Source organism: Myroides sp. LJL119 (genome assembly GCF_054871605.1).
In genome coordinates this window covers 135,650-150,905 of record NZ_JBTXLO010000007.1, presented here as the reverse complement: position 1 = coordinate 150,905, position 15,256 = coordinate 135,650, and the positions used below count along the sequence as shown (strand labels likewise).

The following is a 15,256-nucleotide window of genomic DNA, read 5'->3' as shown; positions in this document are numbered from 1 at the left end:
TCTTTTGTAGGGTAATTTTTACAAATACACACACCTTTTTTATATGGAATTTGGAATTTTTGAAACACTTCTTTTAGCCTGTATGGTATTATTCTTAGGGCATTTTTTAGTTGAAAGAATAACCTTTTTTAAAAAATACAATATCCCCGAACCTGTAGTTGGTGGATTTCTAATTGCTTTACTATGTTGGGGTGCATATGCTTTTGTTGGTACAGAGTTTCTATTTCATGAAGGCCTTCAACAAGGTATGATGTTAATATTTTTCTCTTCCGTTGGCTTAAATGCAGATTTCGCTCAATTAGTCAAAGGAGGTAAAAGCTTGGTGATATTTTTAGCAATTGCAGCAGTTTTCATTGCATGTCAGGATGCTTTAGGAGTAGCAATGGCCAAGATTATGAATTTAGATTTAAGGTTTGGTTTAATTGCCGGATCCATTACTCTTACAGGAGGACATGGAACTGCTGGTGGCTGGGCTGATGATTTTATGCAAGGTCCTAACCCTTTAGCAGGAGCAAAGGAAATAGGGATGGCCTGTGCTACCTTTGGGCTTATATTCGGAGGCACAATAGGTGGACCTTTGGCTTATCGCCTACTTAAGAAAAACAATATTAAACCTCTTAGCCAAGAAGACTTCAGCGAATCGTTAGACAATCCCGAGTTCTCAACACAGGCTCCTAACAAGCAAACAAACTCGTCTTGGAAGGATAGAATTACCTATCAAAGTATCCTAACTACTATCACCATGTTAGCAGTATGCGTTGTTTTGGGTAATATTTTATCTTCATGGAATGCGCAATATAGTTTTAAACTACCAACTTTTGTATGGTGTTTATTCATAGGAGTAATCCTTAGAAACACCGCAACACATCTTTTTAAGAAAAAAATAAAGGACGAACCGATTGATCTTCTAGGAAATATTGGACTTTCTTTGTTTTTAGCATGTGCATTAATGAGTTTAAAACTTTGGTTAATTGTTGAACTAGCATTGCCTATTTTCTTTATTTTAATTGTACAAGTTGGTTTAATGTTAGTCTTTGCCTACAATGTAACTTATCGAGTAATGGGTAAAAACTATGATGCTATTGTCCTTTCGGCTGGACATTGTGGATTTGGACTAGGGGCTACCTCTACGGCCGTAGCAAATATTCAAGCTGTTACTAATCGTTTTGGTCCTTCACAAAAAGCGTTTTTAATCATCCCTATGGTGGGCGCATTTTTTATTGATATATTAAATGCTTTAATTTTAAATCTTTTTGTATCATTTATATAAAATCCTTTCAGGTAAATCACATAAAAGCCCTGTTGTTTAAAGACAACAGGGCTTTAATTTTTCTTAGTATTTTCCTACAAGACAAACACCTTGATTTGTTAGTTTACTATAAAATTCTATAATTATAAGCTAAGGGCTTCATTTAATAGCAACTTAATATTATTGACTGCTATTGCTTTTAATTACCGTGATTTATAAGCTCAATGAAACGGGTTGACAAAAAACAAACTTCCCTTAGCAACCTGTTTTATAAAACTACCACCACATTTTTACATATTAGCAGTTTAAAGTCCATAAAACACCCCTATAAGACATGCCTTAGACATGCCTATAGGGGTGTTTTTTTTAAAATTAGCGAACTAATTTTTTATATCTCAAACGAGTAGGTGCCACATCGCCCATTCGTTTAATTCTATTTTGTTCATATTCAGAGAATGATCCTTCAAAGGCATAAACTTGTGAATCTCCTTCAAAGGCTAAAATATGGGTACAAATTCTATCTAAAAACCATCTGTCGTGAGAAATAACCACCGCACAACCAGCAAAGTTTTCCAATCCTTCTTCTAAAGCACGTAATGTATTAACATCTAAGTCATTGGTAGGCTCATCTAATAATAAAACGTTACCTTCTTCTTTTAAGGTCATAGCCAAGTGTAGCCTGTTTCTCTCTCCTCCTGAAAGAGTGGATACTTTTTTATTTTGTTCTGATCCAGCAAAGTTAAAACGGCTTAAATAAGCACGTGAATTAACTTGACGCCCACCCATCATAATTAACTCTTGTCCATCCGAGAAATTCTCCCAAATTGACTTTTCCGGGTCAATATTAGAGTGAGTTTGATCTACATAAGCAATCTTAACAGTCTCTCCGATTTCAAAGGTTCCTTGATCGGGTTGTTGTTCACCCATAATCATTCTAAAGATAGTTGATTTTCCTGCACCGTTTGGTCCAATAATACCAACAATACCAGCCTGTGGCAATGTGAAGTTTAAATCCTCATATAGTAACTTATCTCCAAAGGCTTTACTAACCCCCTTAGCCTGAATCACATTTGTTCCTAAACGAGGTCCATTGGGGATGTAAATCTCTAACTTCTCTTCTAATTGTTTTTGATCTTCATTTAAAAGCTTATCGTAGTTTTGCAACCTTGCTTTTTGCTTTGTTTGTCTACCTTTAGCTCCTTGTCTAACCCAATCAAGCTCACGCTCAAGGGTTTTACGTCTTTTAGAAGCAACTTTCTCTTCTTGCTCTAAACGCTTACTTTTTTGATCCAACCAAGATGAATAATTCCCTTTCCATGGAATACCTTCTCCTCTATCTAACTCTAAAATCCAACCAGCCACATTATCCAAGAAGTAGCGGTCGTGGGTTACAGCAATCACTGTACCTTGATATTGTTGTAAATGTTGTTCTAACCAGTGCACTGACTCTGCATCCAAGTGGTTGGTAGGCTCATCTAATAATAACACATCTGGATTTTGAAGCAACAATCGACATAAAGCTACACGTCTGCGTTCTCCACCAGAGAGTACACTAATTGGGGTGTCTGGATCCGGGGTACGTAAAGCATCCATTGCAATTTCCAACTTAGTATCTAATTCCCATGCTCCAGCTGCATCAATTTTATCTTGCAACTCTGCTTGTCGATCCATTAGCTTTTGCATTTTATCTGCATCTTCATATACCTCTGGAAGACCAAACATATCGTTTATCTGATTAAACTCATCTAAGATAGCCACTACCTCAGCTGCACCCTCACGCACAATTTCGATAACTGTTTTACTCTCGTCTAATTGTGGTTCTTGTTCCAAGTAACCTACTGTGTATCCTGGAGAAAAAACAACATCTCCTTGATAGTTTTTATCAACTCCAGCTATAATTTTAAGTAAAGATGATTTACCTGAACCATTAAGACCTAAAATTCCAATTTTAGCTCCATAGAAAAAACTTAAGTAAATATCCTTTAAAACCGTTTTATTTGTCGATGAGTAGGTTTTACTCACTTTTGACATCGAAAAAATTACTTTTTTATCGTCTGACATAAAGTTTAATAAATTGAATTAAAAAATTAAAACAATCAGTATTTAAGACTCACAATAAGCTTAAAGACCAATCTTCTGTTAGCCAAAAGTACGCCTAAATAACCAAATTCGAAACTCTTTTTTAAAAATTAGCCTTCCAGATGATTTTTTAGCATCGTTTTTAGTTAAAGCAGCATATTTTTTGAATTAATAACATTAATTTTACATTTAATTCTAGCATATTAATTAAAAATGTTTTATTTTTAAGCTAAATTAAAATTCATAACTCTATGAAAAATTATTCACTAATTACCCAGAATGATTTTTGTGAGGATAATCATAAAAATCACTTTTACGACCCCTCAATAGATGCTTATGTTTGTCAAATGTGTGATTCGATTTCACCGGCAAATTATTCCGAGGAAAAACCCGAGGATGAGTATCAGAATTGTATAGGGATTTAATGAATAAAACTTGTAAGTAGCCTCTTTTTTAAAAAGACTATTTACAAGTTTTATTTTTTTGGTTTTTACAACCAGTTACTAATCTCTAAATATATTACACTCGGCCTTTTAAGGCATTAAATACCCAGGCAATAGCTAGGAATCCTATTCCTGTACAAACAAACCCCCATCCGGCTACATCATAATATTTTAAGGCGCCCAAACCTATTAAAAGACCTCCCATTAATATCATAATAAGACACGCATAACCAAGAATTTTATTTTTATCTAATTTATATGGCATAACTTCTTTATTTACTAAATATTTTAACTAACATTTCTTTTAACAAATCATCCTGTGAGATACTCAAGGCATTGACTCCCTTGCTTTTTAAATCTATATCCTTAAGTGAACTAATTATTCCACTAACACGTTTCATAGCATAGATACGAACCCCCTTTTCATAGTCTTTGACTCCATAGGGACTAATCTTTAATTGTTTAACTGCGTTGGTTGCACTTTTATCTTTTAAACCATGATATAATAAAAGTTTACTAAAATAGCCATACACCAAGGCTATGGTCACCACAATGGGATTGTTTTTAGGATTCTGAGCAAAGTATTTTGCGATTTTAAAAGCCTTGATTGTGTCTTGATCCACAATTGCCTTTAATAACTCAAAGTTATTATAATCTTTGCTTATTCCTATATTCTGCTCAACTGTGTCACCATCAATTAAGCTTCCTTTTTCAAGTACTAAAAACAGTTTATTAATCTCATTGGAAATCTTCAAAAGATCTGTTCCAAGGTATTCCACTAACATAGCTAAAGCCTTTGGATCAATACGATAGCCTTTGGCAGATATTTGTGCAGTTAACCAAGGTTCTATTTGATAATCTTTTAATTTTTTACTCTCTAATACTACTCCATTTTTAGCTATTGCTTTGTATACTTTTTTCTTCTTATCTACTGTCTTATATTTATAACATAAAACCAAAGCAGTGGAGGGTTGTGGATTATTTGCATAAACTTCTAACAAATCAAAGTTTCGGCCTAGGTCTTGAGCTTCTTTGACAATAATCACTTGTCTGTCAGCCATTAAAGGAAAACGTTTTGCATTGGAAATTATGTCCTCTACTGTAACGTCTCTTCCGTAAAGGATTACTTGATTAAAACCCTTTTCTTCCTCGCTTAAAACATGTTCTTGAATATAATCACTTAATTTATCAATATAATAAGGCTCCTCACCCATTAATAAATAAATTGGGGCTATATTTTTACTTTTAATGTTTTTTACTATTTCCTTTATTTGATCCAAAATAATACGTTTGTTTTTAATTGTTCTATAAGTAAAGAAAAAATATCTTTGCCTTATGCAAGTATTAAATTTCCCCTTATTTGAATTTCGTTTCAAAAATAGTGAAAATAAGCTATCTATTTTTGATGTAATCCGTAAAAAGTTTGTCTTATTAACTCCTGAGGAATGGGTAAGACAACATGTGGTACATGAATTATTATTGGTCAAGAAATATCCAAGATCATTAATTAGTGTGGAACGTGTGGTTAAAGTCAATACGATGAGCAAACGTTACGACGCGGTGATTTTCAAACCCAATGGTGAAATTTTCTTACTAGTGGAATGTAAAGCTCCTAATGTAAAAATTACCCAAGATACCTTTGATCAAATTGCTAGGTACAACTTTCAATTACGAGCTGAGTTCTTATATGTCACCAATGGTCTTGAACATTACTTTTGTCAAATGGATTACCAAGAAAACCGGTACGTTTTTTTAAGAACTTTACCCAATTACACTCCTTTTATTCAAGAAAAATAATTTTATGAACAAATTTGCAGTTGCTATTTTAAATTATAATGGTCAAGAATTACTAAAACAATTCCTACCTAGTGTTGTTAAATACTCGAAACAGGCCACCATCTATGTGATTGACAACAATTCAAAGGATGACTCTTTAAAGGTATTAGAAAAGCAATTTGACCAAGTAAAGGTTATTGTAAACAAGAAAAACTATGGTTTTGCCGATGGCTATAATTATGGTTTATCTCAAATAAAAGAACCATATCTAGCACTAGTTAATTCCGATATAGAAGTTACCCAAGGTTGGTTAGATCCAATTCAAGATATATTTGAAAAAGATTCTAAGGTGGCTATTATTCAGCCTAAAATTTTAGACTATAAAAATAAAGCCTATTTTGAATATGCAGGTGGCGGTGGTGGGTTTATTGACAAATATGGCTTTCCTTACACCAGGGGAAGAATATTTGATACCCTTGAGCAAGATAACCAACAATACCAAGATACAATTGACATTTTTTGGGCCTCTGGAGCTTGTTTGTTTATCCGCAATTCGGTATACCAGGAATTAGGAGGTTTTGACGGCGACTTTTTTGCCCATCAAGAAGAGATTGACTTATGTTGGAGATCCGCTAATTTGGGGTATAAGACCCAATATTGTGGAATTTCCACAGTTTTTCACTTAGGAGGAGCAACTCTTAATTATCAAAATCCAAAAAAAACTTATCTAAATTTTAGAAATTCTCTTTTAATGTTGTATAAGAATTTACCCAAAAAAGGAAAATTTGGTATTATCTTTAAACGATTGTCTTTAGATGGTCTAGCCGGAATACACTTTATTTTCCAAGGTAAACCAAGACATACCTGGGCTATAATACGCGCACACTTTGGATTTTATAAAAGAATTAAATCATTTGGCAAAAAAGTAGAATTAAACCCAATTGACAATTATTATCACACTCATAGTATTGTGTATAAATATTTTATCTTAGGTTTAAAGAAATTTTCTGACATTTAACAATAAAAATGTTCTTTTTTTTTCACATATTGCATGCTATTTGATATATTTGACTCGAAATTCAATCATTTTAATTATGAAAAAAGTAGTTTTAGGATTATCTGTGCTTGCCTTAGCACTTACTTCTTGTGGAACGAAACAAAAAATTGCTGATTTAGAAACAAAAAATCAGGAAATACAAGATTTATTAAACACTTGTACAATTAAATTAAACTCAGCTTTAGCAGAAAAACAAGCTTTAGCTAGCCAAGTGGACTATTTAAAACAAAATACTTCCGATTTAATTAGCAACGTAGGTAACCTTACCATGTTATCTTCTAAAGGTGCTGAAAATCTAGAAAAATCTTTAGAAAGCTTAAAAGAAAAAGACTTAAAAATATCTCGTCTTCAAGACGCGGTTACTAAAAAAGACTCTGTTACTTTAGCTTTAGTTAGAAGCCTTAAAAGAGAAGTTGGGTTTGACGATCCAGATATCCAAGTTGACGTAGAAAAAGGAGTAGTTTACATTTCAATTGCTGACAAACTATTATTTAAAACAGCAGGATACGAAGTTAGCGATAACGCTAAGAGAGTTTTAGCTAAAGTTGCTAAAGTTGCACAAAGCAAACCTGATTTTGAAGTAATGGTAGAGGGTCATACAGATAATGTATCGATCAAAAATGCAATGATGAGAAACAACTGGGATTTGAGTGTTAAACGTGCATCTTCAATTGTTTCTGTTTTACAAAACGAATTTGGTATTGCACCAGAGCGTTTAGTAGCTGCAGGACGTGGAGAATACCAACCACTTGTTGATAATGATACACCGCAAGATAGAGCAATTAATAGAAGAACTCGTATTGTTCTTTTACCGAAGATTGATCAATTCTATGATATGATCGAAAAAGAAATGAAAGAATTAGCTAAACAATAATATTAGCTATCTCTAAATAATTTAAGGCCAAATCCAATACAGGATTTGGCTTTTTTTTTACAAATAATATAAAAACAATAAGGCTCTGGTTAGCGCAAATCAATAGTGAAAAAGTGATATTTTTTTTGTAAATTGAAGAGAATAAAATTCTTTATAATATGAATAAGATTGATCCAAACTTTACTGATTTTGACATCATTGGTGATATACATGGTCACAGTAATGACTTGAAGCTTTTGTTAAACAAACTTGACTACAAAAAAAAGGACGGCTATTATCAACATCCAACTCGAAAAGCTCTATTTTTAGGCGATTATATTGATAGAGGTATCAATGTTGTAGAGGTTCTAGAGATTGTAAAAGCAATGGTTGATAACAACCAAGCTATAGCTCTTATGGGAAACCATGAATATAATGCAATTTGTTACAACACAAAGGATAGTCAAGGTAATTATCTAAGGGAGCATAGTAAGAAAAACTTCAACCAACACGCTGTTACAATGGCTGCCTTTATGCAAGATCCCGATAGTTATAAGATGTATATCCAATGGTTTACCAGTTTACCTCTTTTTTATGAAACCCCGAAATTTAGAGCTGTCCATGCTTGTTGGGACCAAAAAAGTATTGACTACTTAAAAACCCTGACAAACCAGGGGGTATTACCTTTGGACTTATTCCCTAGTGCGCATCATAATCACACCGTTTTATTTAAGAGCATTGAAGTTGTTTTAAAAGGCTTAGAGGTTGCTTTACCACAAGGTGAACTTTTTTATGACAAAGATAGAGTCTTACGCAAAAATTTCCGTGTCAACTGGTGGTCACAACCCAATGAGTTGACTTATCAAGGAATCAATGCTATGCAACATTATGAATTGTCAAATAATCCAGTTGATATTAAAAAAATCAACTTCTATCCTACCAACCAAAAACCAGTCTTCTTTGGACACTATTGGATGCGTCCCGCCAAAGGAGAATCACCAAAGGTATTACAACACAATGCTGCCTGTTTAGATTTTAGCGTAGCTAGTGAAGGTGCGCTTGTCGCATATAGATACCAAGGTGAACAAAATCTTGACTCTAATCACATATATTATATCGCGTAAAAAAAATATAAAAATGTACGCTAGGTTACTTATACTTAAAAACCTAACTTATTTAAAATATAAACAACAAATCCACCCAGTATCCTAGGTGGATTTTTTTTGGGGGTTCTTTACGTAATTCTAAGTTAAACACAAAAGCAACTACTTTTTAAATACAGTGATACACGTAAGGTTTTGTTTTTATACTTTTTTTGGTTTATAGTTTGATTCTAAACTCAAAAAAAAACTCCCAACAAAAAAGGACCTAAAAAACAAAGCAAAGAGGTCTAAAGCAATATTATTTATGAAAACTAGTAAAATGCGAAAAAATAAAATTGTGTTTTTGTTAACATATGTCTTATAAAAATTTGAATTAAATAAATACATCTACACTTAAGAACAAAATATATAAGTAAAAACATCAAACTTAACTAATTCTTATATTTTTAACTTATTTGCAATATAATTATTAAATAAGATTATAATTAATTATATTTGGTAATACCAATATTAACCAAATGCAAGTTATATTATGATACAGTTCAAATCAAACCTCTCTTATTACATCCAGTTATTAATAGAACAAGAACGTAATAGTACTATTGTGAATCAATTGTTAAATTACTTATGTTCTGCTTATATGACCAATTTAGGATTTTATGCAATTTTAGAAAACAATCATATTTATAATCCCCAGAGTATAAAACTAGCACTTTTAAACAGCTACTGCAGCTTAAAGAAAAGGATTCAGCAGACCCAACAATATATTACCACGGAACAACTCGAAGATTTAAAATTAATGCAAAATCTTTGGCAAATCACCCCGGAAGATCTTAAGAGATATAAACAAGAAGAACTCGCCCATATTTTGGCACTACAAAAACATTACTTTTACTACATAGCAAAAAAACAAAATAAGGAGACAGAGCAGAATCTAATAGCATTAAAAAAATTACTTGGAATAAACACCGAGTTTAAACCTTTTTTTTCAAACGCTTCATTAATTTATAGCTCCTAAAATTCTATTATCTACTTTGCCGGTACTTACCAATAAAAAAAACGCTTTTTAGCGTTTTTTTTATTTTTAAATTTCACATTTTTTAATCTACAACTCTTGATATCCATTAAAATCGCGAGCTACATTGGCTTTATACTCAGGGTGTTTTTTTATATATTCAAATACCTCTGGACTAAATGGATATACTCTTTGCCCTGTTTTTTGAAGGTAAATCAATGTTTTATCAATTATCGCATTTTTTGCACTAGTTTTTTCCAACTCCATTGGAATATGTACATTTTTTAATTCAACACCTTTATTATCAGGTAATTGCTCGTAAACAATAAAACAGGTAAACCCCTGCATTTGCATATCAAAGCGACTTGCCTTTAAATTCTTGACCACTACCGAGTCAACAAACTGATCTTTCATAAAACATCTTTTTAAGAATTAATACCTTGCTTGAACCTATATAAATTTACTAAAAAGTTTTGCCTTTTTCACTATTTTTATAAAACAAAAAAGGTTGGTTTGACAAAAAACCAACCCTTTGTTAAAATTAACAATATATAAAAAAGTTACTTCTTTAGAAATTCCACTACCGCTGTATATTCCCCCTCGGGAAGCGTAGTATATACGCTACCGGCACCAAGAGCGAAATTGATTCGATTTGTATTTAAAATAACCTCTGTGGTACCAACATTTAACGCATTGCCATTTTGGTCTAATATAGCTATAGAAAAAACTGTATTAATCTGACCTTGAACCTCATTTGGTATTACCACCGAGACCTCTGCGTCATTTGATTTTATAGATAACTTATCAGAAAACACGTAAATCACTTCACCTTCATACTTATTACCAGTTGATACAGACTGATTCGATATATTGTATCCAATAGCATTACGAACTGTCTCGTGTACCTCTTCACTCGCTTTTTCAAAAAAATCAAGAATATGGCTACCAATATTAATTACTTTTTTTTCTAACTCTCCAGATGTATTCTCCTCATAACGATAAAGTCTCTCTTCTTGAGTTTCATCAAAAGCTCCATAATAAACATTTCCACCTTGGTTGGTTTGACCTCCGTCTTGTATTAGGTTAATTATCTCGGTTCTAATACGATCATTATTTTGAATACTCTCGAGAATATCCTGAGTGATATCGATATAATAATTCTTATCACCCTCTGCTTTATAATTATAAACAACCTTTCCTTTTTCTGCAATAGGCTCTTTATCAAATAAAGTATAGGCTCCAATTTTATTAGAATCTAGATCAAAACGTCTTGTTAAGTTAGTAGGAGTTTCATCTCTTTGAATTAACTCATTAATAGGTATTTTTTCAGCATGAGGATCTCCATTAGAATCGGTTTTGACAGTATAAAAGTTTTTTTCTTTCTCATTATATCGCACCTCGTAGGTTCCTTTTATTTCTGGACCTACAGGTAATTCGTATTCAATATAATCATCTAAAATACGATTTAAAAGATCCTCATCCACAATACGCAACCATTTACTACCCGACCAGTAATAAAAAGAATGACTTAAATCGTCTAAATAATTGTCATTACTATTAAAAACCAATAAACCAATATTCACCGGGTCAGATGGATCACCTTTCACAGGAGCAAAAATGGTCACATCAGTTAAGGCTACCTTGGGTATTATAAGTCCTTGGTTACCCTGCTCACTGTGAATGTGCAGCATAGCCGAGTCACTAGGCTTTTTTATCCCGATCCCTACCTGTGCATGAGCAACTATGGCTCCACCCAATAAAGCATAACACATTATTAAATATCTTTTCATAACAACTTTTTATTTATTGTAAATCTTAAGCAATAATTTTAACAAAAAAACATTTATAAAAGCCAATTTAAACTAAAAATAATAAAAATTAATCACACTTTTTATGTTTTTATTATGAAACAGTAATCACTTATAAAACATTTATTTTTTTAAAAATCTTACAATTGCTGTATAATTTCCCTCTGGTAATGTAGTATACATTCCCCCGCTACCTAAAGCAAATTCTATCTGCTCACTACCAACCAACACATCGGTAGTTCCTATCTTTATTGAATTACCCTGTGGGTCTAAAAGTGATATGGATTCCACTTGATCAATCGTATTTTTTATCTGCGTTGGTAAAGTAAGATGCACCTGGGCATTATCACTATAAATCTGTATGCCTTGTTTAAATACGTAAATAATAGACCCATTGTGTTTATTTCCAGTAGACACGCCCTTGTTTGTAATATTATATCCTAAGGCGTTGAGAATCTCACGATGAATAATTTCTGTGTTTTCTTTAAAAAAACGTAATATATCATCTGAAAGAGTAATCAAGGTGATTACCGGCTCTCCATTAATTCCTGGTACACTTCTATATAATCTTTCTCCTTCAAATTCTGGAAGCTCTCCAAAATACACATTACTAGCCTGAGCGGTTTGACCAGAATCTAAAATATAATTTAGTTCATCACGCAGTTTATCATTGTTTTGAATACTTGATAAAATATCCTGGGTAATATCTATATAATAATTCTTAGTATCATTGCTATCCTCTGGTTGGTATTTATATACTATTCTTGCCTTTTCACTACTTGGTTCTTGGGTTGATAAAAAATACTCTGCAGAATTCAGCTCATCGATATGCTCTTTTTTGGCTAATTGCGTTTTTGTTTCATCTCTTTGCACCAAGAATTTAAAATCAATTAAGTCCTTTTGAACCACATCACCTTGTTCGTCGACAATAATGGTATAGAATTGTTTTTGATCTGGATCGTATATAACTTTTTCAAACCCTACTAATTCATCTTGAGGAGGTGTTACTCTTCTTCGTTCCAATATACTTTCTACCATATCCTCATTCAAAATAGCATGCCATCTATAACCAGCCCAATAATAAAATAAGTTATACAATCCATTTAATTCATTATTATTAGTATTGTAGACTAAAAGACCAATATTTGTTGGATCATGTGGATTTCCTTGTACCGGATAAAATACATTTACATCAACTAAAGCAACATTGGGAATTAGCATTCCTTTGGCCGCATCAGGATCCACTACGTGAAGAACTGAAGATTCCGAAGGGTTCTTTATTCCAATACCCACCTGAGCATGCCCCACAAAGGTCATACTCACTAGCACGGAAGATATGATTAAGAATTTATTCATAAATTATTTTTCTAATAATTTTATTAATCAAGTATATAAGTTAAGCATACACTACCTTAAGTCTATTCAAGGGTGTACTCATATAATATGTCATACTCTCCTTTTAAAAGATTAACATACATAATACCTTGTCCAAAATAAGCTGTAAATTTATTTGGTGGTAATATCTCCACATCGGTTACAGCACTAATGACAACCATTCCTTTAGCATCAAGAACTTCTATTTTTAAAATTTTCTTTATTTTCGGTGAAACAACCGCCTCATATAGCCAATTTCCTTGTGGATCTACCTTTCCATTTTGTACAAATGGCGTTATCTCTACTGGGTTCTCCATAGTTGAGTCATAAGGCTCCTTAATATTAATTTTCTTTACCCCTTTAAAAACTTTCTCTCCGTTAATAGTTGTATTGGTAACTCTATCCTGGGTATAAGTTATATCTACATTTACTAGAGATAGAATCTTATTTTTAACTGTTTCATTATTTGTTATACTGTTAATAATATTTTGTTCAATATCAATCAATTCTCTAGCACCAGTATCGGAATTGTAAGTATAAAGTGCAAAAATATCATCCCCAGATGCATCTTTCCCAACTACTCCATAATAAACATTTCCACCTTCTGTTAATTCGTTAAAAACATTAAGTATCGAATTTTGTAAATCAATATTGTTAGTCACGGCATGTTTGATATCCGCAGTCAGATCAATGTAGTTCTTCTCTTTACCATAATTAGTTTCGGTTAGGTACTCATAAAATACTTTTCCTTTAACTAACTCACTGGCTCCAGGTTCACTAGTATATTTCTGAAAAGCAAGCGCATCACCATCGTTTTGTATTCTAGCCACAGAGATTTGCGTTGGTGTTTCCATTTGCTTATTAAAATCCACGTCTTGATCAATCACAAGCCCGGAGTTTGGGTCTTTAATTTTTCTAACAAACTTCCATTGGTCGTTTACCCCATCTCCTTGTAATACTAAAAATCCTTCCTGATTATTTACAATGTTTTTAATATAATTATTATATAATTCTAGATTATCAATAAAAGTAGAAGAAACAATGCCTTGAACATCAATAATAAAACCATCTGAATCATCCATTTTCTCTAGGGGCAAGGATTCATTACCCAATTTGCTTCGCCATGTTTTTATAGCTTCTTCTGAAAAATATACATAAGCTACCACTTCTTCGACTTTGCTACCATCGGCTTGCTTAACTTCTCCCTTTATCTCTCGTATAAAAGTTAAAGTCTCAGAGCCTTGAACTAGATCTTCCAATGTAATAGAAACCAAAGTATAACCAGTAATTTTTTCTGGTGAAGCACTATCTGCAAATTCGGGTTTTAAATATGAAAAGCTTCCACTGTGTTGATCACTCCCACTTGGTTTAAAAGACACTAAATAGGACTTATCTACAGAAGTTCCAAAATTTGTAATATTATCAATTTTATTGTTTAATTCTAACTCAAGCTTATTGATCACTTCCTCTAAATGAGTTTCTGAAACAATTAGTTGCCATTTGTTATTCTCCCAGTAGTAAAATCCTTTTTTTAATTCTGAAGTAACATTTTCATTAAAAACAAGTAAGCTCTGCGCATTAGCTGAGTCGCCATTTAATCCAAAATTATTTAAACCTGTAAGGGATACTCGTGGAATTAACACCCCTTTATTTTTAGCATCGATATCCAAAATGGCTGATGGATTTACCTTCTTTGTCCCAATACCAACTGCTGGAACTGGTTTATCTTGTGCCAAAACGCTTTGTAATGTACCTACACTTAAAAGTAAAGTCATTACTGCTAATATATTTTTTTTCATTTTTAAATAATTCTAATGTTATACATCTATTTTAGGCTTTGCAGTTTTAGTGATTATTTTCTTAAATCCCTCCACCTACATGGTTACCTATTGTTTACTTGGCTTATTCTTGTAGTTGGTTAAAGATTTAATTAATTATCTTTTACTAACCAATAATAAATAAAAATGCTTTTGTGATTTGTTATTTTTAATATTCTAAATTAAAACGGTCAATCTCTACGCACTTTTGTCCTTTTATTAGCACTAGCAATGAATTATACCCCTGCAATCGGTTTGTAATTTTGTGAGGTGTTATAACTAGCTTGGTAATTTTCTTGCTCATATTTTTTTGTTTACTTATTCCACATCGAATATTAAATCAATTACAAGTATTTAATGTAAATGTGCAATTAGTTAATTTCTCTAATAAACACATCTTAAAACACTTCATGAATTAAAAATTAACTTAATCAAATGTACGACATTTATTATAATTATTGTTAATTATGTTAAACTTTAATATATATTCAAAACAAATGAATGTATTTTATTTTTTACTATTGTTTTTTATTATTTTTTAACAAATATCACCAAACTACATCTATTTTATTAATTAATGTTCAAAATCTATACAGTAAAAACTTAAATGATAATGCTTTATAAAGTTGTATTATTTAGCCCAATTATGTAAATATTTACAAAATCACTAATTCATATGTTA

Annotated in this window: 14 protein-coding genes; 7 read left to right on the top strand and 7 right to left on the bottom strand. The window is 32.1% G+C overall.

Features of this window, described 5'->3' with window-relative positions:
- Window positions 1–43: 43 nt before the first annotated feature.
- A complete protein-coding gene (gene gltS / locus ACYSNV_RS09125; protein WP_461762263.1) occupies window positions 44–1,270 on the top strand; it encodes a sodium/glutamate symporter in 1,227 nt (408 codons plus the stop codon).
- A 351-nt stretch (window positions 1,271–1,621) separates the two neighbouring features.
- Here gltS and ettA read toward each other — a convergent pair whose 3' ends face one another.
- Window positions 1,622–3,310, bottom strand: coding sequence for an energy-dependent translational throttle protein EttA (gene ettA / locus ACYSNV_RS09120; RefSeq protein ID WP_461762262.1), 1,689 nt, complete (start codon window positions 3,308–3,310; stop codon window positions 1,622–1,624).
- A gap of 269 nt (window positions 3,311–3,579) precedes the next feature.
- Between ettA and ACYSNV_RS09115 the strand changes: the two genes are divergently transcribed.
- Window positions 3,580–3,753, top strand: coding sequence for a hypothetical protein (locus ACYSNV_RS09115; RefSeq protein WP_461762261.1), 174 nt, complete (start codon window positions 3,580–3,582; stop codon window positions 3,751–3,753).
- Window positions 3,754–3,847: 94 nt separating this feature from the next.
- Here ACYSNV_RS09115 and ACYSNV_RS09110 read toward each other — a convergent pair whose 3' ends face one another.
- Window positions 3,848–4,036, bottom strand: coding sequence for a CAL67264 family membrane protein (locus ACYSNV_RS09110; protein ID WP_461762260.1), 189 nt, complete (start codon window positions 4,034–4,036; stop codon window positions 3,848–3,850).
- Window positions 4,037–4,043: 7 nt separating this feature from the next.
- Complete coding sequence (gene holA / locus ACYSNV_RS09105) at window positions 4,044–5,051, bottom strand: DNA polymerase III subunit delta (RefSeq protein ID WP_461762259.1); 1,008 nt, start codon at window positions 5,049–5,051, stop codon at window positions 4,044–4,046.
- A gap of 55 nt (window positions 5,052–5,106) precedes the next feature.
- On the opposite strand from holA, the gene ACYSNV_RS09100 reads away from it, so the two are divergent.
- The 5 genes from ACYSNV_RS09100 to ACYSNV_RS09080 all read left to right on the top strand — a co-directional run bounded on the left by ACYSNV_RS09100 (window position 5,107) and on the right by ACYSNV_RS09080 (window position 9,578).
- The gene (locus tag ACYSNV_RS09100; RefSeq protein WP_461762258.1) at window positions 5,107–5,568 is read left to right on the top strand and encodes a type I restriction enzyme HsdR N-terminal domain-containing protein; all 462 of its coding nucleotides are present in this window, start codon (window positions 5,107–5,109) and stop codon (window positions 5,566–5,568) included.
- Window positions 5,569–5,572: 4 nt separating this feature from the next.
- Window positions 5,573–6,565 (top strand): glycosyltransferase family 2 protein, encoded by a 993-nt coding sequence (locus ACYSNV_RS09095; protein WP_461762257.1) that lies wholly within the window; start codon window positions 5,573–5,575, stop codon window positions 6,563–6,565.
- Window positions 6,566–6,641: 76 nt separating this feature from the next.
- Entirely contained in the window at window positions 6,642–7,478 is an 837-nt protein-coding gene (locus ACYSNV_RS09090; RefSeq protein ID WP_461762256.1) for an OmpA/MotB family protein, read from the top strand.
- Between the two features lie 158 nt (window positions 7,479–7,636).
- On the top strand, window positions 7,637–8,581 hold the full coding sequence (locus tag ACYSNV_RS09085) for a metallophosphoesterase (protein WP_461762255.1): 945 nt from the start codon (window positions 7,637–7,639) through the stop codon (window positions 8,579–8,581).
- A gap of 511 nt (window positions 8,582–9,092) precedes the next feature.
- The gene (locus tag ACYSNV_RS09080; RefSeq protein WP_461762254.1) at window positions 9,093–9,578 is read left to right on the top strand and encodes a hypothetical protein; all 486 of its coding nucleotides are present in this window, start codon (window positions 9,093–9,095) and stop codon (window positions 9,576–9,578) included.
- An 87-nt stretch (window positions 9,579–9,665) separates the two neighbouring features.
- On the opposite strand, the gene ACYSNV_RS09075 is transcribed toward ACYSNV_RS09080, so the two are convergent.
- From ACYSNV_RS09075 to ACYSNV_RS09060, 4 genes are all read right to left on the bottom strand, one after another.
- Window positions 9,666–9,989 carry a hypothetical protein gene (locus ACYSNV_RS09075; RefSeq protein ID WP_461762253.1) on the bottom strand — a complete coding sequence of 108 codons (324 nt, stop codon included), beginning with the start codon at window positions 9,987–9,989 and terminating at the stop codon, window positions 9,666–9,668.
- Between the two features lie 146 nt (window positions 9,990–10,135).
- Window positions 10,136–11,365 carry a hypothetical protein gene (locus ACYSNV_RS09070; protein WP_461762252.1) on the bottom strand — a complete coding sequence of 410 codons (1,230 nt, stop codon included), beginning with the start codon at window positions 11,363–11,365 and terminating at the stop codon, window positions 10,136–10,138.
- A 141-nt stretch (window positions 11,366–11,506) separates the two neighbouring features.
- On the bottom strand, window positions 11,507–12,739 hold the full coding sequence (locus ACYSNV_RS09065; protein WP_461762251.1) for a hypothetical protein: 1,233 nt from the start codon (window positions 12,737–12,739) through the stop codon (window positions 11,507–11,509).
- Window positions 12,740–12,801: 62 nt separating this feature from the next.
- The gene (locus ACYSNV_RS09060) at window positions 12,802–14,556 is read right to left on the bottom strand and encodes a hypothetical protein (protein WP_461762250.1); all 1,755 of its coding nucleotides are present in this window, start codon (window positions 14,554–14,556) and stop codon (window positions 12,802–12,804) included.
- Between the last annotated feature and the right edge of the window lie 700 nt (window positions 14,557–15,256).